The 22,506-nt window shown below is 71.8% G+C and carries 14 protein-coding genes; 7 read left to right on the forward strand and 7 right to left on the reverse strand.

What is annotated here, in order from left to right:
* Positions 1-28 precede the first annotated feature (28 nt).
* Positions 29-499 carry a GNAT family N-acetyltransferase gene (locus ACW9TB_RS32320; protein ID WP_472751893.1) on the reverse strand — a complete coding sequence of 157 codons (471 nt, stop codon included), beginning with the start codon at positions 497-499 and terminating at the stop codon, positions 29-31.
* Positions 500-813: 314 nt separating this feature from the next.
* On the opposite strand from ACW9TB_RS32320, the gene ACW9TB_RS32325 reads away from it, so the two are divergent.
* Positions 814-1,680, forward strand: coding sequence for an aldo/keto reductase (locus ACW9TB_RS32325; RefSeq protein ID WP_472751894.1), 867 nt, complete (start codon positions 814-816; stop codon positions 1,678-1,680).
* Positions 1,681-1,693: 13 nt separating this feature from the next.
* Here ACW9TB_RS32325 and ACW9TB_RS32330 read toward each other — a convergent pair whose 3' ends face one another.
* The 3 genes from ACW9TB_RS32330 to ACW9TB_RS32340 all read right to left on the reverse strand — a co-directional run bounded on the left by ACW9TB_RS32330 (position 1,694) and on the right by ACW9TB_RS32340 (position 5,533).
* Positions 1,694-2,593, reverse strand: coding sequence for a carbohydrate ABC transporter permease (locus ACW9TB_RS32330; RefSeq protein WP_472751895.1), 900 nt, complete (start codon positions 2,591-2,593; stop codon positions 1,694-1,696).
* On the reverse strand, positions 2,590-3,573 hold the full coding sequence (locus tag ACW9TB_RS32335; RefSeq protein WP_472751939.1) for an ABC transporter permease: 984 nt from the start codon (positions 3,571-3,573) through the stop codon (positions 2,590-2,592). The genes ACW9TB_RS32330 and ACW9TB_RS32335 overlap by 4 nt, the downstream gene beginning before the upstream one ends.
* A 265-nt stretch (positions 3,574-3,838) precedes the next feature.
* Positions 3,839-5,533, reverse strand: a complete 1,695-nt coding sequence (locus ACW9TB_RS32340) for an extracellular solute-binding protein (RefSeq protein WP_472751896.1) — start codon at positions 5,531-5,533, stop codon at positions 3,839-3,841.
* Between the two features lie 257 nt (positions 5,534-5,790).
* Here ACW9TB_RS32340 and ACW9TB_RS32345 point away from each other — a divergent pair, with 257 nt between their 5' ends.
* From ACW9TB_RS32345 to ACW9TB_RS32355, 3 genes are all read left to right on the forward strand, one after another.
* A complete protein-coding gene (locus ACW9TB_RS32345; protein ID WP_472751897.1) occupies positions 5,791-6,951 on the forward strand; it encodes an ROK family protein in 1,161 nt (386 codons plus the stop codon).
* A 451-nt stretch (positions 6,952-7,402) separates the two neighbouring features.
* Positions 7,403-10,201 carry a glycoside hydrolase family 3 C-terminal domain-containing protein gene (locus ACW9TB_RS32350; protein ID WP_472751898.1) on the forward strand — a complete coding sequence of 933 codons (2,799 nt, stop codon included), beginning with the start codon at positions 7,403-7,405 and terminating at the stop codon, positions 10,199-10,201.
* Positions 10,202-10,212: 11 nt separating this feature from the next.
* Positions 10,213-11,202: a LacI family DNA-binding transcriptional regulator gene (locus ACW9TB_RS32355; protein WP_472751899.1), complete on the forward strand. Its 990-nt coding sequence runs from the start codon at positions 10,213-10,215 to the stop codon at positions 11,200-11,202.
* Between the two features lie 326 nt (positions 11,203-11,528).
* Here ACW9TB_RS32355 and ACW9TB_RS32360 read toward each other — a convergent pair whose 3' ends face one another.
* Both ACW9TB_RS32360 and ACW9TB_RS32365 read right to left on the reverse strand, forming a co-directional pair.
* Positions 11,529-12,866: a hypothetical protein gene (locus ACW9TB_RS32360; RefSeq protein WP_472751900.1), complete on the reverse strand. Its 1,338-nt coding sequence runs from the start codon at positions 12,864-12,866 to the stop codon at positions 11,529-11,531.
* A 362-nt stretch (positions 12,867-13,228) separates the two neighbouring features.
* Entirely contained in the window at positions 13,229-14,986 is a 1,758-nt protein-coding gene (locus ACW9TB_RS32365) for an acetyl/propionyl/methylcrotonyl-CoA carboxylase subunit alpha (RefSeq protein WP_472751901.1), read from the reverse strand.
* Between the two features lie 350 nt (positions 14,987-15,336).
* Here ACW9TB_RS32365 and ACW9TB_RS32370 point away from each other — a divergent pair, with 350 nt between their 5' ends.
* Positions 15,337-15,609, forward strand: a complete 273-nt coding sequence (locus ACW9TB_RS32370) for a WXG100 family type VII secretion target (protein ID WP_350946392.1) — start codon at positions 15,337-15,339, stop codon at positions 15,607-15,609.
* Between the two features lie 166 nt (positions 15,610-15,775).
* Here the strand turns inward: ACW9TB_RS32370 and ACW9TB_RS32375 are convergent, their stop codons facing one another.
* A complete protein-coding gene (locus ACW9TB_RS32375) occupies positions 15,776-20,365 on the reverse strand; it encodes an FtsK/SpoIIIE domain-containing protein (protein WP_472751902.1) in 4,590 nt (1,529 codons plus the stop codon).
* Positions 20,366-20,950: 585 nt separating this feature from the next.
* On the opposite strand from ACW9TB_RS32375, the gene ACW9TB_RS32380 reads away from it, so the two are divergent.
* On the forward strand, positions 20,951-21,652 hold the full coding sequence (locus ACW9TB_RS32380) for a CpaB family protein (RefSeq protein ID WP_472751903.1): 702 nt from the start codon (positions 20,951-20,953) through the stop codon (positions 21,650-21,652).
* 1 nt (position 21,653) lies between these two features.
* Entirely contained in the window at positions 21,654-22,475 is an 822-nt protein-coding gene (locus ACW9TB_RS32385; protein WP_472751904.1) for a hypothetical protein, read from the forward strand.
* The last annotated feature ends 31 nt before the right edge of the window (positions 22,476-22,506 follow it).

Below are 22,506 nucleotides of genomic sequence, written 5' to 3' on the forward strand. Positions count from 1 at the left end.
GCGTCAGGTCCAGCACCCCGACTCGTGATCACACCCGCGTCAGGTCCAGCACTCCGACCGTCTCGCCGTCGCTCTTCTCGCCCGTGAGCCGGAAGCCGAGCTTCCGGTAGAAGTCCTCGGGGCCGCCCTCTCCCTGGTCCCACGTGACGTACATCCGGGTGCCGCCGCGCCGCCCGATCTCGGCGGCCACCGATTCGACGGCGAAGCGGCCGACACCGCGCCCCTGCGCGTCGGGTGTCACGTTGAGGCGCCACAGGCCGGACCGGAAGTCGGCCCCCTCGCCGTTCCAGTCGATGTCGAGGAAGGCCATGAGGAAGCCCACGGGACGGTCGCCGTCGAGGATGAGGCGCGGCCAGGCCACCTCCGGGTGGACGTAGGCCTCGGCCAGCGACTTCACCACCGGTGAGACGAAGCGCTCCTGGTCGGGGCGGACCCGTACGGAGACAGCCGCCTCGATGTTGGCGGGGGTGATGGGTGCCAGCCGGAGGTTCTGGGTCATGGGAAAACCATATTGGGCCGACCGCGTACGGCCTGTGCGGTCACGAAGCAGACTACGTACGGCCTGTGCGGTCACGGGGCAACGGCGGCTCAGGACCGCATGCGGCCCGTGCGGTCGCGGAGCAACGACGAACGCGATCTTCGGCTGGATCTCGAAGCCGAGGAAGAGTTACGACCCTCGCGAGTGAGTCGTGTGATGCCACCCGGTCCGGGGGGCTTTGCCGGGATGTGTCACAGGATTTACGAGAGAGGGAATCGGGTCCATCATCGGGCTGTTCCGAATCATGAACGCAGACAGGGTTCCAGGAGGGCACCATGACGACCACGACTCGTCCCGCCGAGGCTTCGGGGCAGTTCTCCATCGGCGGCGACCTCACCGTCAACCGCCTGGGGTACGGGACGATGCAGCTCACCGGCGAGGGCGTGTGGGGGGACCCGCGCGATCCCGAGGAGGCCGTCCGCGTCCTGCGCAGGGCCGTCGAGCTGGGCGTGAACTTCATCGACACCGCCGACTCCTACGGCCCGTTCGTCGCCGATCTGCTCATCAAGAAGGCGCTGCGCCCCTACGCCGACGACCTGGTCATCGCGACCAAGGTGGGGTTCACCCGGCAGGGCCCCGGGCTCTGGACGCCGGTCGGCCGTCCCGAGTACCTGCGCCAGCAGGTCGAGCTGAACCTGCGCCACCTCGGCGTCGAGCGGATCGACCTGCTGCAGCTGCACCGCGTCGACCAGGCCGTCCCCGTCGCCGACCAGGTCGGGGAGCTCGCGCTGATGCAGGGGGAGGGCAAGATCCGGCACATCGGCCTCAGCGAGGTCAGTGTCGAGGACGTCGAGGAGGCGGGGAAGTCCGCGACGATCGTCTCGGTGCAGAACCTCTACAATCTCGCGCACCGCGACGCCGAGCCCCTGCTGGAGTACGCCGAGGCCAACGGCATCGCCTTCATCCCGTGGTTCCCGCTCGCGACCGGCAGGCTCGCGGCGGAGGGCGGCCCGCTCGCGGCGGCGGCCAAGGAGCACGGCGCCACCCCGTCGCAGCTCGCCCTGGCCTGGCTGCTGCGCCGCTCCCCGGTGATGCTGCCCATCCCCGGCACCTCGACGGTCGCCCACCTGGAGGACAACGTCTCGGCCGCCGTCGTCCAGCTGACCGACGACGAGTTCGGCGCCCTGACCAGGGGAGCCTGAGGGGAGATACCTGTCACCCCTTGATGGCGCCGATGATGACCCCCTTGGTGAAGTGCCGCTGGACGAACGGGTAGACGAACAACACCGGGAGCAGCGCGACGACGACGATGGCCATCTGGATGGCCAAGCTCGGTGGCGGGGTCTGCCCGGCGACGGTGCCGACCCCGGTCTGCCCGGCGATCAGCGACTGCCCCTGGAGGACGTACTGCCGCAGCACCACCTGCAGCGGCCACTTGGCGTTGTCGTTGAGGTAGAGGACGGCGTTGAAGAACGAGTTCCAGTAGCCGACCGCGTAGAACATGCCGATGACGGCCGTGACGCCCTTCGACATGGGCAGCACGATCGTCCGCAGGATACGGAACTCGCTCGCGCCGTCGATGCGGGCGCTGTCGGTCACCTCCTCGGGGATGTTCATGAAGAACGCCCGCATCACCACCAGGTTGAACGCGGTGACCGCGCCGGGCAGGATCAGCGACCAGTACGTGTCGATCAGTCCCAGCGAGCTGACCAGCAGGTAGTTGGGGATCAGTCCCGGCCCGAACAGGAAGGTCAGCAGGATCAGGAACAGCATCGGCCGGTGCAGCAGCGAGCCGGGCCGCGACAGGCCGTAGGCGGCGAGCACGGTGACGGTCAGGCTGATCGCGGTGCCGACGAGGGTGACGCCGAGGCTGACCGCGACCGACCGGGTCACCACGCCGCCGGAGAACAGCTCCTCGTACGCGGCCAGGGACAGCCCGCCCGGTACGGTGACCAGGCCACCGGCCTCCGTCACCGTCTCCTGGGTGGACAGGCTGGTCAGCACGACCATGTAGATCGGGAAGAGCACGCACGCGACGATGAGTGCCAGGACGAGCCCCTTGAGGAGCCCTCCGGCGCGGCTGGGCCGCTCGGCCCAGGGGGGAAGAGTCGTCATGATCGTTTGTAGATTCCCTGCTCGCCGAATCGGTGGGCGACCTTGTTGGCCACCAGGATCAGTACCAGCCCCACCAGGCCCTTCACCAGACCGGCCGCCGCGCCGTAGCTCCACTCGCCGGTCAGCAGCGTGCGCCAGTACACGAACGTGTCCAGCACCTCGGCGGCGTCCCTGCCGACCGCGTCGCGCTGCAGGAAGAACTGCTCGAAGCCGACGTTCAGCGCCTCGCCGAGGCGCAGGATCAGCAGCAGCACGATGACCGGGCGCAGGCCGGGCAGGGTGATGTGCCACAGCCGCCGCCAGCGGCTCGCGCCGTCGACGGCGGCGGCCTCGTAGAGATTCTGGTTGATCGCCGCCAGCGCGGCCAGGAAGATGATCGTTCCCCAGCCGGCGTCCTTCCAGACCGTCTCCGCCGTCACCAGCGCGATGAACGTATCCGGATTTGTCATGATGTCGATGCCGTCGTACCCGCGGTCCCGCAGCATCTGCGAGATCACGCCCGCGCCCCCGAACATCTGCTGGAACAGCGTGACCACCAGCACCCACGAGAAGAAGTGCGGCATGTAGACGATGCCCTGGACGAACAGCCGCAGCCGGGGCCGCACCACGCTGTCCAGGAGCACGGCCAGCAGGATCGGCACGGGAAAGTAGAAGACGAGCTGGAACGTGGTGATCGTCAGGGTGTTGATCGTCGCGTCCCAGAAGCTCGCGTCGAACATCAGCCAGTGGAAGTTGGCGAGTCCCACCCACGGGCTGTCCCCGACGCCCACGTACGGCGAGTAGTCCTGGAACGCGATCACGTTGCCGAGCAGCGGGACGTAGTGGAACAGGACCAGCAGCCCGACCGCGGGAAGGGCCATGAGGAGCAGCTGCCAGTCACGTTTCAGGCGCGCGCCGAAGGGTCGCGGGCGCGCCCGGCTTGTCCTCGGACCCCTTTTACGGACATCCTTGGAGGTGCCGGCGCCGGCGGGTGAGGTCAGGTCACCCGCCGGCCCGGTCTTTCCATGATCCCCGGGCGAGACCGGGCCGCTCCTCGCGGTAGCCGGAGGGCTTTCCGAGCCTGATCCGGACGGGCTTTCCGTACGCTCCCCGGACGGGCTTTCCGTACGCTCCCCGGGCGGAGGCGAAGGGCTTTCCGTACGCTCCCCGGGCGAGGCCGAGGCGCTTTCCGCACCGGCCGAGGGATTTTCCGTACCGGCTCCGGGTTGGGCCGGGTCGCCGTCGGGCTCGGTTCCGGCGGGATTCCTAAGCACGGCCGTTGTCCCGCAGGACCTTCATGTAGAAGTCGCGGGCCTCGTCCCCGCCGTCCCGCCGCCACTCCGTGACGATCTGCCCGGCGTCGCTCACCGGCCGCCGTCCGCGCATGATGTCGGTGAACTTGTCCTCGGTGGGGACCTGCAGCCCGGAGTACTTCGACGGCCGCTGGATCCTGATCCCGTCGAACGGGCCCTTCTCCAGGTACGGGAAGCTCGCGTTCTGCCACTCCACGTTGGCCCTGACCGCGTCGGCCCAGGGCCAGTCCACGTACAGCGGGCGCCCGCCCAGGAAGCCGTAGGTGTAGGCGACCTCCTTGCGGCCGAGGTCGTTCACCTGCGGGACGTTGTCCTCGCCCCGGGTGAAGTGCTTGCCCTCCACCCCGTAGTTGGAGAGTTCGTACTCCTTGGTCCCGTACGGTGCCGCGGACCAGTTGAGGATGGAGAGGATCTCCTCCACCCTCTCCTTCGGCAGGCCCTTTTTGACGAAGGTGAAGATGCCCGCCGCGGTGCCGTGGTACATCAGCGGCGTGCCGCCGTCGTGGGCGAAGACCGGGAAGGCGCCCAGGGCGAAATCGGGGTTCTTGCCTCGGTGCTGCTGCAGGAGCTCCTTCCAGCCGCCCAGCCCGTCGCGGTAGACCAGGATCTGCCCGGCGCCGATCAGCTCCTTCTCGTTGGCGCCCTTGCTGCTCGCGACGTTCGGGTGGACCAGCCCCTCCGCGAAGACCTTCCGCATGAACTCCAGCATCGGCTCGAACTCGGGGGTCTCGTACTTGTGGAGGAGTTTGCCGCCCTCGTACCGCCAGTCCTGCGGGACGCGGAAGGTCGGCCACATCATCTCGTGGATGCTGCCGAACGCCCAGCGCTTGGCCTTGGCGTCGGTGATCTCCCTGCCGAGCTCGAACAGCTCGTCGGCGGTCTTGGGGGCGGCGTTCCAGCCGTTCTTCTCGAACAGGTCCTTGCGGTAGAGCAGCGCGAAGGGGTACGGCTCGGTCGGGAACGGCACCGCCATGAGCTTGTCGTTCCAGACCGACCACTGCCACGCGGCCGTCGGCAGGCCGGCCAGCAGCGGGTAGGGCTTGACCCTGTCACCCTGGAGGTAGGGGGTGAGGTCCTCGAAGGCCCTGTCGACGGCGGTGTTGAAGTCCGCCATCTTGTCGATCTCCCAGCTCGGGATGACCATGATCTCCGGGATGTCCCCGGCCGCGAGCCTGGCGATGGCCTTGTCGCCGTAGACGTTGCCGTCGGTGATCTGGAACTCCACGGTGGCGCCGATGTCGGCGTTGACGGCCTGGAAGTAGGAGTTGTCCGCCAGGCCGGGCGGCGGCGGGCCCCACAGCGGGGTCATGGCCCTGTAGGTGCCGCCCCTGCCCGCCTTCCGGGAGAGCGCGGCGGTGGGGGCGGCCGGGTAGGAGGTGAAGCCGCCGCTGACGTCGGGAACCCCCGGCAGCGTGGAGGTCGTGCCGGGGATATCGGGCTTGATACCGGGGAAGGCGGTGTAGGTGGGGGTGAGGGACGTCAGCTTGTCCGCCGCGGCGGCCGTGGCACCTCCGCCGCCGGGCCGGGGGCCGGTCGGCGCGGAGCACGCGCCCAGCAGGCCGCCGCCCGCGGTCATCGCGGCGCTCAGTCCCACCAGCCCGAGGAATCCACGGCGGCTGGTCATCGCGCCCGGGGGAAGATCGTTCACGGGGCGCTCCCTTCGTTGGTTCGAGACGGATCCGGGGTGTCGGGGAGGATGGCTCCGGGGTAGAATTAGTTAGTCTTCCGACCAAACAAATTAGTCGAGGGTGGCCGCCGCCACAAGGGACCGCCGATCGCGGGCCGACGGTGGGCGGTCACGGATTGGTGAACGATGGGGCATGATGGGGCCAGCCTGGCCGAGCGGGAGCGGGACTCACCTTGATCACATCTACGACTGACCCGCGGCCGGCCGACTTCGCCGATGTGCGGGCCACCAACCTCGCCGTCGTGCTGAGGTTCGTCCGCGAGCACGCGCCGTGCTCGCGGGCCGACATCGCGGCGTCCACCGGTCTCAACAAGGCGACCGTGTCGAGCCTGGTCGCCGATCTGATCGACCGCCGCCTGGTCAGGGAGACCGGCCTGACGGAGAACCGCGTCGGCCGCCCCGCCACGATGCTCGTGCTCGACGGCTCGCCGTACGCGGCGATCGGCATCGAGGTGAACGTCGACTACGTCACCGCGGTCGCGGTGGACCTGTCGGGGGAGAAGCTGCTGTCCTGGCGCAGGTCCTTCCCCGGCGCGGCCGGTACGGCGGGCCAGGCCATGGCCACCGTCGCGGGAATCGTCCGCCGGGTGGTGACCCGGATGGCCAAGGAGGAACGCCAGGTCCTGGGGCTGACCGTGGGCGTGCCGGGACTGATCGGCACCGACGGCACCGTGCGCATCGCGCCCAACCTCGGCTGGCGCGACGCCGACCTCTGCGGCGACCTCACCAAGGCCCTGCGCGACCCGGGCTTCCCCGTCCAGGTCGACAACGACGCCAACCTGGCGGCCCTGGCCGAGTACCGCTTCGGCCCGCACGCGGGGACGGCCAACCTGGTCTACCTCACCGGCGAGATCGGCGTCGGGGCCGGGGTCATCCTCGACGGGCGGCTGCGCCGGGGAGGCCAGGGGTACGGCGGCGAGATCGGCCACATCCAGCTCGACCCCTTCGGCGCCGAGTGCCGCTGCGGGCGCCTGGGCTGCCTGGAGGCCGTCGCCGGGATCGGCGCCGTGCTGGAGCACGCCGCGATCTCGCCCGCCGAGGTCGAGGCCGAGCTCGACGAGGTGGTACGGCTGGCCCGCGCGGGCGACGCGCGCACACTCGCCCTCCTGAGTTCTGTGGGCCACAACCTCGGCAAGGGCGTGGCCCTGATGACCAACCTGCTCAACCCCGAGGTGGTCATCCTGGGCGGCTACTACGTCCCGCTCGCGCCGTGGCTGCTGCCCTCGGTGGAGGCCGAGACCCGGGGGCGCACGATCGCGCCGGACACCGGGGGCTGCCGGATCGTGGCCTCCACCCTCGGGTACGGGGCCGCCGCGCTGGGAGGCGCCGCCCGGGTGCTCGACTCCGTGGACTCCGGCCGCCTGCCGAGGGTCTCGTGATCCGTGTCGCGGTCTCGCGCTGAACGGTGCTGCCGCGGTGAACGGTCCCCGTCGCGGGTCTTCTGGTCCGTGTCGAGGTGGACGTGGTTCGTGTGTTCTCGCGCTGAACGGTCCGCGCTGAACGATCCGTGTCGCGGTGATGTCCCGGTGGATTCAGGATGTTTTCAGGGAATTTCCCGACCCGGATCCGGAGGGATTCGGGTCGCTCGCAGGTCGTCTTCCGATCCGGGCCCCGGGGGATTCGGGTCGTTTGTCGCGTACCTCTTGACCTTGACCGTACGGGAGTGCACCCTTCAGGGAAGCTCCGCTCGAAACACGCGCGTAACGAACACCGGGGCGCGCGGGTGGCGACCGGAGTTTTCCCGGATCGACTATCGAAGCGCTTCGACTGAGGCGTTCCCCCACGTCGGAGAGTCGAAGCGCTTCGACGCCCCCCAAGGGATGGTCCCCGATGAACGAACCGTTCCGTGACCCGGAACTCCCCCTCGCGCGAAGGATCGCGGACCTGCGGGACCGGCTGACCCTGGAGGAGAAGATCGGGCTGCTGCACCAGTACCAGCCGCCGGTGGAGCGTCTCGGGCTCGGCCCGTTCCGTACCGGCACCGAGGCGTTGCACGGTCTCGCCTGGCTCGGTCCGGCGACGGTGTTCCCGCAGGCGATCGGGCTGGCCAGCACCTGGGACCCCGACCTCGTCCGGCGGGTCGGCGAGGCCACCGGCGACGAGGTCCTGGCCTTCCACCACAAGGATCCGGCGGGGGCGGGGCTCAACGTCTGGGCCCCGGTGGTCAACCCGTTGCGCGATCCCCGCTGGGGCCGCAACGAGGAGGGCTACTCCGAGGACCCGTGGCTGACCGGTGTCATGGCGACGGCGTACGCCTCCGGCCTTCGTGGGAGCGATCCCATAGTGCTGAGGACCGCGCCCACCCTCAAGCACTTCCTCGGCTACAACAACGAGACCGACCGTTGCGTCACCTCCAGCGACCTGCCGCCCCGGGTGCTGCGCGAGTACGAGCTCCCGGCCTACCGGCCCGCCCTGGAGAGCGGTGCCGCGGTCGCCGTGATGCCCTCCTACAACCTGGTCAACGGCCGCCCGGCCCACCTCAGCCCGCTCATCGGCGAGGTGCTGCGGGCCTGGGCGCCCGACGACCTCCTCGTGGTCAGCGACGCGTACGCGCCCGCCAACCTCACCGGCCCGCAGGGCTACCACGACGACCTGCCCGAGGCGTACGCCCACGCGATCAGGGCCGGGCTCGACAGCTTCACCCAGGACGACGACCGGCCGGGGGCCACCCTCGGCCACATCCGCGCCGCGCTGGAGCGCGGCCTGCTCACCGAGGCGGACGTCGACACCGCCGTACGGCACACGCTGTCCATCCGCTTCCGGCTGGGTGAGTTCGACCCCGCCACCCCGTACGACGACATCACCGAGGCGGTCGTCAACTGCCCGGAGCACCAGGGCCTGGCCCGCGAGGCCGCCCGGCGCTCGATCGTGCTGCTGCGCAACGACGGCGTCCTGCCGCTGGACTCCTCGGTGCGCAGGATCGCGGTCATCGGCCAGCTCGGCGACACGCTCATGGAGGACTGGTACTCCGGGACCCTCCCGTACGCCGTCACCGCCCGCGCCGGGCTCGCCGAGCGGTGCGAGACCGTCTTCTGCGAGGCCGTGGACCGGATCACCCTCTCGGTGGAGGGCGTGGAGGGCCGCATCGCCGCCGTCGTCGCCGACCCCGACGGCGGCCCGCTCGGGATCGGCGACGCGCCCGGCCCGTCCGGCCTGTTCGACCTCTTCGACTGGGGCGGCGGCTGCTACGCCCTGCGGGCCGTGGTGAGCGGGCGCCACCTGTCCGTCGGCGACGACGGGGTGCTGGTCAACGACCAGCCGGGTCCCAACGGCTGGAAGGTGCGCCAGACCTTCCGTACCGAGGACCGTCCCCGCGGCACGCTCGCGCTCCGGCACATCTCCACCGGCCGCTACCTCGCCCTGGACGGCGAGGTCTTCCGCCTGGCCGACGACGCCGACGCCGCCGCCTGGCTCACCGTGGAGCGGGTGGTGAGCGGCGCCGAGGCCGCGGCCACGCTCGCCGCGACCGCGGACGTGGCCGTGGTGGTCGTCGGCGACCACCCGCTGGTCAACGGCAGGGAGACCGAGGACCGCCTGGACCTCGCGCTGCCCGCCGCGCAGCAGGCCGTCGTCAGGGCGGTACGCGAGGCCAACCCGAGAACCGTCATGGTGATCAGCAGCGGCTACCCGGTGACCTGGGACGGCGACGACCCGCCCGCGGTGCTGTGGTCCTCGCACGGGGGCCAGGAGTACGGCCACGCGCTGGCCGAGGTGCTGTTCGGCGACGCCGACCCCGAGGGACGGCTCACCCAGACCTGGTACCGCTCGGCGTGCGAGCTGCCCGACCTGCTCGACTACGACATCATCGCCACGGACGCGACCTACCAGTACTTCAGGGGAACCCCGCTCTACCCCTTCGGCCACGGCCTGAGCTACACCACCTTCGACTACGCGGAACCGGCCGTCTCGGTGGAGGACGGCAGGCTCACCGCCTCGGTCACCGTCACCAACACGGGCTCCCGCGAGGGAGTGGAGGTCGTCCAGCTCTACACCCGTCAGCGGCGCTCCCGGGTCAAGCAGGCGTTGCGCCGCCTGCGCGGCTTCGTCAAGGTGCGCCTCGCCCCCGGTGAGAGCACCCGGGTCGACTGGAGCCTCGACATCGCGGACCTGGCCTTCTGGGACGTCACCCGGGGCCGGTTCGCCGTCGAGGACGCCCCCCACAAGGCCATGATCGGCAGCTCCTCGCGGGACATCCGGCTGTGCGTCCCCTTCCACGTCGACGGCGAGCGGATCCCGCCGCGCGACGCCTTCGCGGGCCCGATCGCCGCCGTGGACCACGACGAGTACGACTCGGTGGCGTTCGTGGACGCGGCCCGGGTCTCCGGCGACGCCGTACGGTCCACCGCCGAGGGCGCGTGGATCGTGTTCCGCGCGGTCGACCTGGGGGAGGGGGCCGCGTCCTGTTCCGTCGCCGCCACCAGCGCCGAGGGTGGCGTGATCACCCTGCGCCTGGACGACCCCCTCTACGGGCCCGTCGCCGGGGACCTCCCCGTCCCCCGCGCGGGCCGCCACGACCTCACCGAGGTGCGTACCGGGCTTGCGGAGGCGAGGGGAGTCCACGATCTTTATGTGGTGTTCGAGAATGCGGGGATCACCGTCGCCTCCCTGAGCTTCGGCGCGGTCGCGTGACAGGCCGGGCGGTGACCATCACCGAGGTCGCCAGGCACGCCGGGGTGGCGGTGAGCACGGTGTCGTACGTGCTCAGCGGGAAGCGCGCGATCTCGGCCGACACCCGGCGCCGGGTGCTCGACAGCGTGCGGGTCCTGGGATACCACCCCAACGCCGGGGCGAGGGCCCTGGCCAGCAAACGCGCCAACGTCATCGCGCTGGTGCTGCCCCTGCGGGCGGGGATGCACGTCCCGGTGCTGATGCAGTTCGCCACCTCGGTGGTCACCGCCGCCCGGCGGTACGACCACGACGTGCTGCTGCTCACCGCGGACGAGGGCTCCGACGGGCTCCGCAGGGCGGCGGCGAGCGCGCTGGTCGACGGGCTGGTCGTGATGGACGTGGAGCTTCACGACAGCCGGGTACCGCTGCTCAGGGATCTCGCCGAACCCAGCGTGCTGATCGGCTTCCCAGCGGACACGGCCGGTCTGACCTGCGTCGACCTCGACTTCGCGCGGGCGGGCGTGCTCTGCGTGGAGCACCTGGCCGAACGCGGGCACCGAGAGGTCGCGCTGCTCGGCGCCCCCTCGGTCGTCTACGACCGGGGTACCGGCTTCGCCCGCCGCACCCGGGAGGGCTTCGCCTCGGCCGTGGCCGAGACCGGCCTGACCGGGGTGGCCCTGCCGTGCGAGGAGAACTTCGACCTGGTCTCCGCCGCGATCGCCGGGCTCCTCGACACCAGGCCGGGTCTGTCCGGGCTGGTCGTGCACAACGAGGCCGCCGTCGGCCACGTGCTGGGGGCGCTGCGCCAGTACGGCAGGCGGGTGCCCGGTGACGTCGCCGTGGTGGCGATCTGCCCCGACGACATCGCGGAACGCTCCAGCCCGCCGCTCACCTCGGTGCTCATCCCGGCCGAGGAGGTGGGCCGCCAGGCGGTCCGGCTGCTCATGGAGAAACTCGAAGGCCGCGCCGTCCCCGACGGTACCCTGCTCCAGCCGAGACTCACCGTCCGCGACAGCACCTGAGGCTTTCACGGACGTGGTCTTGTAGCGGATTTCCATGACTTTCCGAAGGGGTTTCCCGGCGGGCTCCGTGGTCCCCGTGCTCCCCGTGGTTCTGCGGCCCCGTGGCCCCGTGGCTCCCGACCGGCTTTCGTCCGGACTCCGTAACCGGGCTTTTGTAGCTCGGCTTCCGTGACCCGGCTTCTGTAACCAAGCTTCCGTGACCGGGCTTTCGTGACCGGGCTTTCGTAAAGGCGACGGGCGCGCCCCCCGGAAGGGAAGCGCGCCCGTCGTCGTGCCGTTCGTTCGATCTGTCCGGCTGTCTCGCCGATCGTTCCGCCGGGGGACGACTACCAGTCGCCGCCGCCGAAGTCACCGCCGCCGAAGTCGCCCCCGCCACCGAAGTCACCCCAGCCTCCGCCGCCGAAGTCGCCCCCGCCGCCGAAGTCGGTGCCGCTCTCGGCGCCGCCGCCGTAACCGCCGTAGCCGAAGCCACCGCTCATCATGCTGCCCATCATCGTGCCGACCAGCATGCCGGTCATGACGTCGCCGAAGCCGCCGTAGTAGCCGTAGGCGTAGGGCTGGTAGGCCGGTCCCGCGTCGTAGTACGGGCGGCGCTGGCCGTTGACCATGACCTCGCGCGTCTGCGGCTCGAAGCCACGCTCGACGGCCTCGGCGTCGGCCGCGCAGGCGGGCACGTCGCGCAGCGCGCCGCCGGGCGGGGCCCAGCGCACGTCACGGGCGGAGGGGCCGTGCTGCGGGTTGAAGAAGCACGGGGAGCGCCGCTCGGGCAGCGGCTGGTGGTTGACGCGCGCCTTCACGCAGGCGAGGGCGTAGCGGCCCTCCTCCAGCGCGGTGGTCACGCCGCGGAGCTCGTCGGGGCGCTTGACCGCCGCGAGCTCCACCTTGGCCCGCTCGTAGGAGTCGAGGGCGCGCTGCCAGTCCTGCTGGTGGTCGGCGCCGTCGTTGAGCAGTTTGACGTCGGTGTCGAGGTCGGTGATCTCCTCGCCGAACTTGGTGACGTCCTCGTCCACGGTCTGCTTGACCGCGGCCAGCTCGGCGGCCTCGCGCTCCTGGCGCTGCTTCTTCTTCTTGCGGGAGTACAGGAAGATGCCGGCGCCACCGGCCAGGGCCAGCACCAGGATGCCGACCAGGATGCCCCCGCTGGAGCCGCCGGAGGAACCGGAGGAGCCGGACGGGGCACCGGCGCCGACGGCCGCTTCGTCGGCCAGCTTGACGAAGTTGATCACGTTGTCGGTCGGGCTGCCGGTGGTCTTGGCCCGCCCGAGCAGCTCGTCGACGTCGACGCCCCTGATGTTGGTGACGCCGAACGGGGTCTTGCCACTCATCACCAGGACGGTGGACTTGGACCCGACGCCCTTGAGGATCGAGCTCAGCAGGGTCCTCGCCTGGGACTGGCTGCTGATCGAGCCCTCGGGCAGCATCGCCACGTAGACGGAGGAAGTCTGGTCGGCCGCGCCGCGCATGGCGTCGACGGCGTTGGGGGGCAGCCCCGCCGCGGGATCAACGTAGAAGTTGTCCCCGTCCTTCAGATCCGAGACGATCGCACTGGGGTCTGGCGCCGCGGCGTGGGCCGCCGGGGCGATCATGAACATGGCCAGTAGCCCGGCGAACAATGCCATGATCGTGGCACCGAAACGACCTGGCGCGGCTTTTGTGGTGGTCACGGCAGAAAGCCTCCTTCGTCCTGAAGACGAATGAGTGGACGGCAGAGTTCCCTACCCCTCGACCGTATCCCCTCACGGCCCGCGTCAGGCGCCTCTCGGGCACCCGGTATCTGATCGTCGTCGCGACCGGTGCCGGGCACCCCCCCGGCAACCGGTGCCCGATCGTCGTGCCTGCCTCACCCGTACGGAGATCGCGACCGTTTCCGGTCGTCCTGTCGGCTTCGTCCGTACGGAGATCGTGAACGTTTCCGGTCGTCTTGCCTGCCCTGCCCGCGCGAAGATCCGGGGTCTCCGGTCGTCCTGTCGGCTTCGCTCGTACGAAGATCGCGCACGTCCCCCGGCCGAGGCGGTGTGTCAGCGCCTCAGGTGTCCTTGATCTCGCAGATCGTGGCGCCCGGGGTGATGGTCTGGCCGACCGACGCCGCCAGCCCCGTGACGGTACCCGCCTTGTGGGCGGCGAGCGGCTGCTCCATCTTCATCGCCTCCAGCACGACGATCGTGTCACCGGCCGCGACGGTGTCGCCATCGGTGGCGACGATCTTGACGATCGTGCCCTGCATCGGGCTGATCAGGGAGTCGCCGCTCGCGGCCTTCCTGGACACCCCGCCGCCGCCCCGGCGCGGCGCCTTCGAGGCCGCGCGGCCCGCGCCCCCGCCCCCGGAGGCGGCGAACCCCGCGGGGAGCACCACCTCCAGCCGCTTGCCGCCCACCTCGACGGTGATCCGCTCCCGCTCGCCCGGCTCCCCGGCCGCGCCCCGCTCTCCCTCGTACGGCGGGATCGTGTTGTCGAACTCGGTCTCGATCCACCGGGTGTGCACCGAGAACGGCTCGCCGGTGAACGCGGGATCGGTCACCACGGCCCGGTGGAAGGGCAGCACGGTCGGCATGCCGTCGATCTCGAACTCGGCCAGGGCCCTGCGCGAGCGCTCCAGGGCCTGCGTCCGGGTGGCCCCGGTCACGATCAGCTTGGCGACCAGCGAGTCGAAGGACTGCGGGACGGTCATGCCCGCCTCGTACCCGGCGTCCAGGCGCACCCCGGGCCCGGAGGGGGCGCTCATGCGCGTGATCGTGCCGGGGGCGGGCAGGAAGCCGCGCCCGGCGTCCTCGGCGTTGATCCGGAACTCGATCGAGTGGCCGCGCGGCACCGGGTCGCCGTAGCCGAGCTCCTCGCCGTCGGCGACGCGGAACATCTCCCGTACGAGATCGATGCCCGCGACCTCCTCGGTCACCGGGTGCTCGACCTGCAGGCGGGTGTTCACCTCCAGGAAGGAGATCGTGCCGTCCTGGCCCACCAGGAACTCGCACGTACCGGCGCCGACGTAGCCCGCCTCGCGCAGGATCGCCTTGGAGCTCGTGTGGAGCAGATCGAGCTGCTCGGGCGACAGGAACGGGGCCGGGGCCTCCTCGACCAGCTTCTGATGGCGGCGCTGCAGCGAGCAGTCGCGGGTGGACACCACGACCACGGCGCCGTGGGCGTCGGCCAGGCACTGGGTCTCCACGTGCCGGGGCCGGTCCAGGTAACGTTCGACGAAGCACTCGCCCCTGCCGAACGCGGCGACGGCCTCGCGGACCGCGCTGTCGTACAGCTCGGGGATCTCCTCCAGGGTGCGGGCGACCTTCAGCCCGCGCCCGCCGCCGCCGTACGCGGCCTTGATCGCGATCGGCAGGCCGTGCTCGGTGGCGAAGGCGACGACCTCCTCGCTCCCGGAGACCGGATCCCTGGTGCCCGCCACCAGCGGCGCGCCGACCTTCTGGGCGATGTGGCGGGCCTGCACCTTGTCGCCGAGCGCGGTGATCGCGGCCGGTGGCGGGCCGATCCAGGTCAGTCCCGCGTCGATCACGGCCTGGGCGAAACCGGCGTTCTCGGCCAGGAAACCGTAGCCGGGGTGCACGGCGTCGGCCCCGGCCTCGGCGGCGACGCCCAGCAGCTTGTCGACGTCGAGGTAGGTCTCCGCGGGGGTCTCGCCGCCGAGCGCGCGGGCCTCGTCCGCGACCCGGACGTGGAGCGCGTCCAGATCCTGGTCGGCGTAGACGGCGACGCTGGCCAGCCCGGCGTCCCTGCAGGCGCGGGCGATCCGCACCGCGATCTCACCACGGTTGGCGATCAGGACCTTGTGCACCGACGTCGTTCCCTTCAGTACGTGCCACCACGTGCGGGCGGAGGACTGGCGTGGCCTTCAACGGAGTGTAAGCGTCTCCTGATCGCGAGGGGGTGGTGGGTCCTGGTCCCGGCGACGTCGGGGGAATCTCGCCCGGCCCTTCCCACAGGCCCCGTTCTTCCCCGCTGTCCCACGTACCCGCTATAGCTTCCTGAATTACGAAAAATCAAGATAATGAGAAACGTTTAGCCTCTCGGCGGCTGAGGGAAGGTCCATAGCCGCTCGGCATAACCCCGATGCCCCCGTGATCCTTACGCCTATCGTGATTTCGTTTGGCGACTCCCCCCGACACCGATCCGAAGGAGACTGGCATGAGCCAGAACTTGCTCGGCGGCAATCCCGCGGAAATGCAGCAGATGGCCACCCAGTTCACCCAGCAGGCCGACCAGGTCAGGGCCACCGTGGCCGCCCTCGACCGGGAGGCCGCGAAGGTCGGCACCGCCTGGACGGGGCCCGGTGCCCAGCGTTTCAGCGAGGCCTGGCAGAACTACCGCGCCGCCTTCCAGCGCATGTCCGAGGAGCTCTCTGAGGCTTCCCGGGTCATCAACACCTACCGCGGCAATATCGAGTCCGCCACACGATAGGGAAACGGTCCGCCGAAATGCCCCGGTCCTTAAGGACCGGGGCATTTCTCATCGACGGCGAAGGACCCGGCACCCCCTCACGTGACAGCGAAGGACCCGGCGACCTCTCAGGTGACGGCGAAGGACTCGGCGCCCCTCGCGTGACGGCGAAGGACCCGGCGACCTCTCAGGTGACGGCGGCCTGGACGGGCGTCACCGATCCCAGGGTCACCAGCAGGCCGCGGCCGGGCGGGCCGCCGACCGCGCCACGGGGCAGGCGGACGGTGAACAGGTCGCCGTCGGCGGGGCTCTGGACCGACAGCAGCAGGCCCGTACGGCCCTTGCGGGCCTCGGCCGCGAAGCCCCGGTAGGCGGTGGTCAGGTCGCCGGTGGTGCCGCCGACGATGATGCCGTGCTCGCCGTCCCTGCCGCTCCGCAGCACCTGTTCCAGCGCGGTGCCCAGGGGGGAGTCGGGGGAGATCAGCTCGGCGTCGTCGACGATCACGACGTAGCGGTCCTGTCCCGCGACGGCCTCGTGCAGGTCGCCGCCCGCGTCCAGCACGGCCAGCACGCCCGGGGTGTCCACCAGCGTGCACAGCGGGCTGCGCCGGGGGGTCACGAGGACCGTGGGGGTGCCGTGGGAGAGCAGCGAGTGGGTCGCGGTCAGCAGCGCCGTGGACCTGCCCGACCTGGGCGGGCCCGCGACGACCGCCGCGGGGCCGTGGGCGAGCAGGTCGACGCCGAGCGGTGCCAGCGAGTCGCCCCCGGCGCCGAGCAGCGCCCACAGCGGTGACGGGGGCCGGAAGGAGGGCACCAGGTCCAGGACCTGCGCCGCGGTGACGCGCATCGGCAGCGCGTCCACCCGCAGCGGCGGGTCGGCGGCGATCTCCGGCGCCGAGCGGGCCAGCGCCTGGAGCGCGGCGACCTGCGCGGGTCCCGAGGGGTCGTCGCAGAGCAGCGCGATCTGGCTCTCGGTCGTGCCGTGCTCGCCGGTCGACAGCGCGCGGCCCGGCGCGAGGGTGGCGGGCAGGTCCTTGACGGGCAGCCCGGCCAGGCCGTAGTCGGAGGGGTCGGCGAGCCGCAGGATCAGCCGGTCGTCGAAGACCGTGGAGATCTGCCCGATCAGCGCCGACCTGTCGCCGGTCACCACGGCCCGCAGCCCCACCGCGGGCCCCTCGCGCAGCAGCTGCATCAACGACTCGATCAGCCGCCCGTAGTCGTACGCCTCGAACGCGGCGACGAACCCCTCCCACCGGTCGAGCATCAGGACCAGCCACGGCAGCCTCGGCCCGTCGGTGGCGGCGCGCAGCTCGGCCAGCGAGGCGTACCCGGCCTCGGCGAGGAGCTGCTGGCGCCGCCCCACCTCCGCGCGGAGCCTGGCCAGCAGCCGCTCCACCCGGTCGAGCTGGTCGCGGGTCACCACCGCCCCGCAGTGCGGCATCGCCATCAGGGGCAGCAGTGACCCCGAGCCGCAGTCGATCGCGTGTACGTGCACGTCGTCGGGGGAGGCCCCGGCGGCGATCGCCCCCGCCAGCGTGCGCAGCGCGGTGGACCGCCCGCTGCGCGAGGCGCCCGCGACGAGCAGGTGCCCCCCGTGGGCGAGGTCGAGCACCAGCGCCCGCCGGTCCTGCGCCCAGGGCAGGTCGGTGATCCCGAACGCCAGCGGCGGCACCTCCTCGACCCCCGCCCGGTACGGCGGCCCGCCGGGCGCGTCACCGGGCAGCACGGGCGGCACCGGGAGGACGGGGACGGTCACGAGGTCGGGAAGCGGTTCGAGCCAGGGACTCGGCTGCTCGGCGACCCCGTCGAGGCGGGCCGCCTCGATCAGGGCGTCGGCGAGCACGGACAGGTCGGTGACGTGGCCGCTCTCGGCCCCGGCGTGGACCGCCCTGGGGTGCCCCAGGGCCTGCCAGCCGACCTCGGTCACCCGTACCCTCACCTCGCCGCCCGAGGCGCCGGGGCTCCGGCCGCCGATCCGCGCGGTCTGCACGGCCGTCGCCGCCCCCGCGCCCGACTTCACGTAGCACCGGCCGGGAGCGGACTTGGGGATGTACGAGGCGTCGGGACGGCCGATGACGTCGGCCGACTCCGACGCCTCGGTGACCCGCAGGGCGATCCGCAGGGAGGTGTTGGCCTGGATGTCGGCGGTCACCACGCCGCCGGGCCGCTGGGTGGCGAGGATGAGGTGGATGCCGAGCGAGCGTCCCCGCCTGGCGATGTCGACGAGCCCGGTCATGAAGTCGGGCAGCTCGCTGACCATGGCCGCGAACTCGTCGATGACCAGCACCAGCCGGGGCAGCGGGGCCGGGGGCTCCAGGGACGAGGCGGCGCGCCCGCGCAGCGGCCTGACCTGCGTGCCGCCTCCGGCGACGAGTAGGTCGCGGGAGGCGCGGGCCGTGCGGGCGTCGCGCAGCTCGTGGTAGTCCTCGATGTCCTTCGCCCCCGCGGCCAGCAGCAGGCGCTCGCGGCGGCGGATCTCCGCGGCCAGCGAGGCCAGGGCCCGCTGGGTCAGGTGGCCGTCGAGGTCGCTGACCATGCCGACGGTGTGCGGCAGCCGCACGCACTCCTTGAACGCGGCGCCGCCCTTGTAGTCGATGAGCACGAACGTCATCTCGTCCGGCCGGTTGGCCACCGCCAGCGAGCAGATCAGGGTCTGCAGCAGCTCCGACTTGCCCGCGCCGGTGGTGCCCGCGATGAGCGCGTGCGGCCCGTCCCTGCGCAGGTCGATGGAGAACGGCCCCTCGGGACCCGCCCCGACCACGGCCTCGGTCGCCCGGCCCCAGCGCTCGGCCAGGGCCGCGCCGGAGACCGAGGGCAGCTCCAGCAGGTCCAGCAGCCGCGCGGAGTCGGGAAGGGCGAGCCCGGCGTCGTCGCGGCTGACGTCGCGGATCGGGGCCAGCGAGCGGGCCAGCCTGTCGCACCAGGCGGAGGTCACCTGGTCGGCCAGGATCTCCCCGAGGTCGTCCAGGCCGCCGCCGCGCAGCCGTACCGTGCCGTCGGCCTCCACGGCGGCGACGGTCGCGCACTCCTCGGGCAGCAGCCGCTGGTCGCCGTCGACGGCCAGGGTGTAGACGCCCGCCCTGGGGCCCTGGCGCAGCACCTGGGGCATGCCCGGCAGGGCGCGCAGCACCTGCGCGCCGTCGAGCACGACCAGCACGTCGTAGGGGCGCTCGTCGTAGACGGGGGCGGCGTACGGTTGCTCGGCCCCACCCGTGCCCGAGGCTCCGCCCAGGTCGCCCCAGCCGGACGGGACGCGGCCCAGCTTGGCCGAGGGGCCCGCGGCGTCGTCGCCGAGGCGCTCGTCGATCAGCGCGGCCAGCTCGCTCACCCGGCGGGCCGCGGCCTCCGGGTCGGCGCCGACCAGGGCCACGCAGTCCTCGCCGCCGCGCGGGGCGCAGTGCGGCAGCCAGCGGACCCAGTTCCAGCGCTCCTCGCCGTCGCCGTGCGCGGACAGGACGACGATCGCCAGGTCGCGCGGGCTGTGCAGGGCGGCGGCCTGGCCGACCAGCCAGCGCGCCACCCCGGCCGCCGTGTCCCGGGGCCCGGTCAGCCCGGCGACGCCCAGGCGGCGCATGGCCAGCGCCACCGGCACCGCCTGGCAGGTGGGAGGGACGGGCAGCGGGGCGTCGATCGGCGCGGAGCGCTCGGCGGCGAACTCCAGGTCGGCGGGGAGGTCGGCGAGGCCGACCCGCAGCCGCAGCGCGTCGGGGTCGTGGTCGCGCCGCTCCCAGAGCCGCCGCCGGGGGCCGGTCACGGTGAGCAGAACCTCGGCGGGGTCGGGCGCGGCGGCGCGGCGGGCGGTCTCGTCGTCGGCGCGGGCGCGCTCCACGGCCGCCTCGAAGACCTTCAGCCGCTGCTTGTACTCCTTGACGCGCTGGCGGTGCTGCTTGCGGCCGTGCCGCCTGTCGCTCCACCACTGGCCGATCATGATCAGCGGCGTCATGAACGCGAACAGCAGGAAGTACCAGGAGCCGAGGGCGAGGCACATGCCCACCCCCAGCGCGGCGGGCAGGAACGCGGTGAGCAGCTGCAGCCGCATGGTCTCGGCCCGCCTGGGCTCGGCCGGGACCTCGAAGCGCCGCGCGCCGCCCGGCGGCCGGAACCTGGGCGGCCGGTTGTAGGCCAGCCCGCCGTCGGGCTGCGCGTCCAGGTGGGCGTCGGGCGGCTCCACCGCCTTGAGGGTGAGCACGGTCCCGCCGCAGCTCAGCAGGGCGTGCTCTGGCCAGGACAGCGGGCCTTCCAGGGGGTCGCGGTCCAGCAGGGGCGCGGTGCCCTCCCCGGGCTCGACGGTGATGGCGTCCGGGGTGAGCCGTACCACCGCGGCCCGCGCGGGCAGCCGGGGGTCGGCCACGGCCACCGAGCAGGCGGGGTCGGAGCCGATGGTGTGCACGCCCAGGCTGAGGCGGTGCACCGACCCGGCGGCGGGCCCGCCGACCACCCGGATCTCCACGATCCCGCCGGGCTCCTCGGCGAGCGTGGCCATCGCGAGGGAACGGTCGAGGGTGACGAGGTCGCCGTCGCGGAGCAGGCCGAGCGCGGGGGCGGCGGGATCGAGGGGGCGGCCGTCCATCCACAGCGTCGGGGGCTCGGCCCCCGCGGAGTCGCGGTCCAGCCCGTACGGGGCCTTGCTGCGCGTCAGCCGCACCACGTTGCTCGGCCGCTCGCCTCCCTGGCCCGCCAGGGACTCGGCGAGCCGTGCCACCGTGGTCGTCTCGTCGCCCTCGACCACGACATCGCGGTCGGTGTGCTCACTGAGCACGGTGAGCATGATCCGCATCGCCGCTCTCCTCGGGTCAGGCCCCGGACCCACCGTACAGAGTGAAAACCGGCTCGGAAGGAGTGTTCGCGGCAATGTCATGGCTCGCGGCGGTATGTGGAAAACAGCGAAACCTGTGGATAACTCTCCGAGGGTGTTGACCGGTTATGCCGCTCTAAGTGGGCATTCGTTGTTGAGAAGGGCTCCGAGCGGTGACCTGTCCATGATGTGAGGCTGTGGAAAACCTGTTCGGAGAACCGAAGGGGAACGGAAGGGGAACCGAAGGAGAACGGGGATCCCGATCCGGATCCGGAACCCGGCGGCCCGATCCCGTCGGAGGGGGCGCGTCGCGGACGAGAATGGGAGGGGTGAAAAAGCTGAGGCGATTGGTGCGAGAGTTAATTACCGTCCATATCACCCAGATAAGTCTCCCGTCATCTAGCCAAACAGCCATTTTCTTCTGAAGCGGCGTTGACAGACGTGTTCCTATCAAACGAGCATGGGTCCTGGCTTTTGTCCGACAGCCCGTCGGCATGGTGCGCATAATGGCGTAAATTCGACCAGTAGTTCCCCATGTTTTTGATCACTCTGGGAGTCCCCCTACCCATGAGGACCAGTGAGAAGCCAACGGGCCGCGCCCCGGTGAACGCCGAGCGTCAGACCTCGGCGAACACCCTGTCCGGCCCGGCGTCGCGCAAGCTTCCCGTGCCCCCACGCGAGCGCAAACCAGCCCTCGCCGCCCTCGCCGTCCTCCTCATCCTGGGCGGCGCCCTCGCCACCACGCTGCTCGTCCTGCGCAGCGGCGACCGCGTCTCGGCGATCGCGATCTCCCAGCAGGTCGGCGCGGGACAGCCCTTCACCGAGGCGATGCTGAGGGAGGTCCAGATCGCCGACACCGGCATCGGCTACGTGGCCTGGTCCCAGCGCGCCCGCGTCACCGAGAACTTCGCCCGCGTCACCCTCATCCCCGGCACGCTCCTCACTCGCGACATGGTGGTCTCCGCCAGCAGGGAGCTCGGCCCCGGCAAGGCGCAGGTCGGCCTCTCGCTCAAACCCGGCCAGACCCCGGGCACCCTGGAGCGCGGAGACCGGGTCCAGGTCGTCCACGTGCCGAGCAGGGGTGCCGGAGCCGACCGGGAGAGCCGGGTGCTGGCCCAGAGCGCCCTGGTCCACCAGATCGGCACACCGGGCAGGACCGGGGCGAACGGCCTGGTCACCATCATCGTGGACAGCACCATCTCGCCGGAGATCGTCGCGTACGCCTCCAGCGGCGAGATCGCCCTCGCCGAGCTGCCGGGAGCGCGCTGACGTGGCGCTCATCGTGCTGGCCGCCGACAAGGGGGCGCCCGGAGTGACCACGGCGGCCACCGCGCTCGGCGCGATCTGGCCGCGCCCGGTGCTGCTCGCCGAGTGCGACCCGGCGGGCGGCGACCTCGCCTACCGCCTGCCCGCCGCCGACGGCGGCGTGCTCAACCCGGCCAGGGGCCTGCTCACCCTGGGCGCCACGGCCCGCCGGGGCCTGCACCCCGACCAGATCCACGAGCACACCCAGAAGATCATCGGCGGCCTGGACGTGCTGGCCGGGCTGACCCACGGCGAGCAGGCGGCCGGGCTGACCTGGCTCTGGGGCCCGCTCGGCCGGGCGCTGGCCACGCTGCCCGACGCCGACGTGCTGGCCGACTGCGGGCGCCTGGGCGGGCACCCGCAGCTCGCCGAGCTGACCTCCGAGGCCTCGCTCGTCGTACTGTTCACCAGGGCCAGCCTCGACCACGTCGCCCACCTGCGCGAACGCCTGCAGATCATGCCGCGCGAGCCCCAGGTGGGCGTGGTCGTGATCGCCGACCCCCGCCAGTACCGCACGACCATCGACGAGGTGCGCCGGATCGTCGCGGGCACCGGCAGGAACGTCGCCTTCGTGAGCGGGCTCGCGCACGACCCCAAGGGCGCGGAGCTGCTGCGCGGCCAGTGGGGCGGGCGCCTGGACCGCTCCCTGCTGATCCGTACGGCCAGGGAGCTGGGCGGCCGTCTCGACGCCCAGCTCCGCGCCCAGGAGTCGGCGGAGTCGGCGTTCCGCGCCCGGGAGCAGGCGGCCCGCTCACCCGCCGAGCCATCGAGCGGGGCGAGGCCGTGACCGTCGACCGTACGCCGGTGCGGTGCTTCCC

The sequence above is a fragment of the Streptosporangium sp. H13245 genome, from assembly GCF_055690525.1.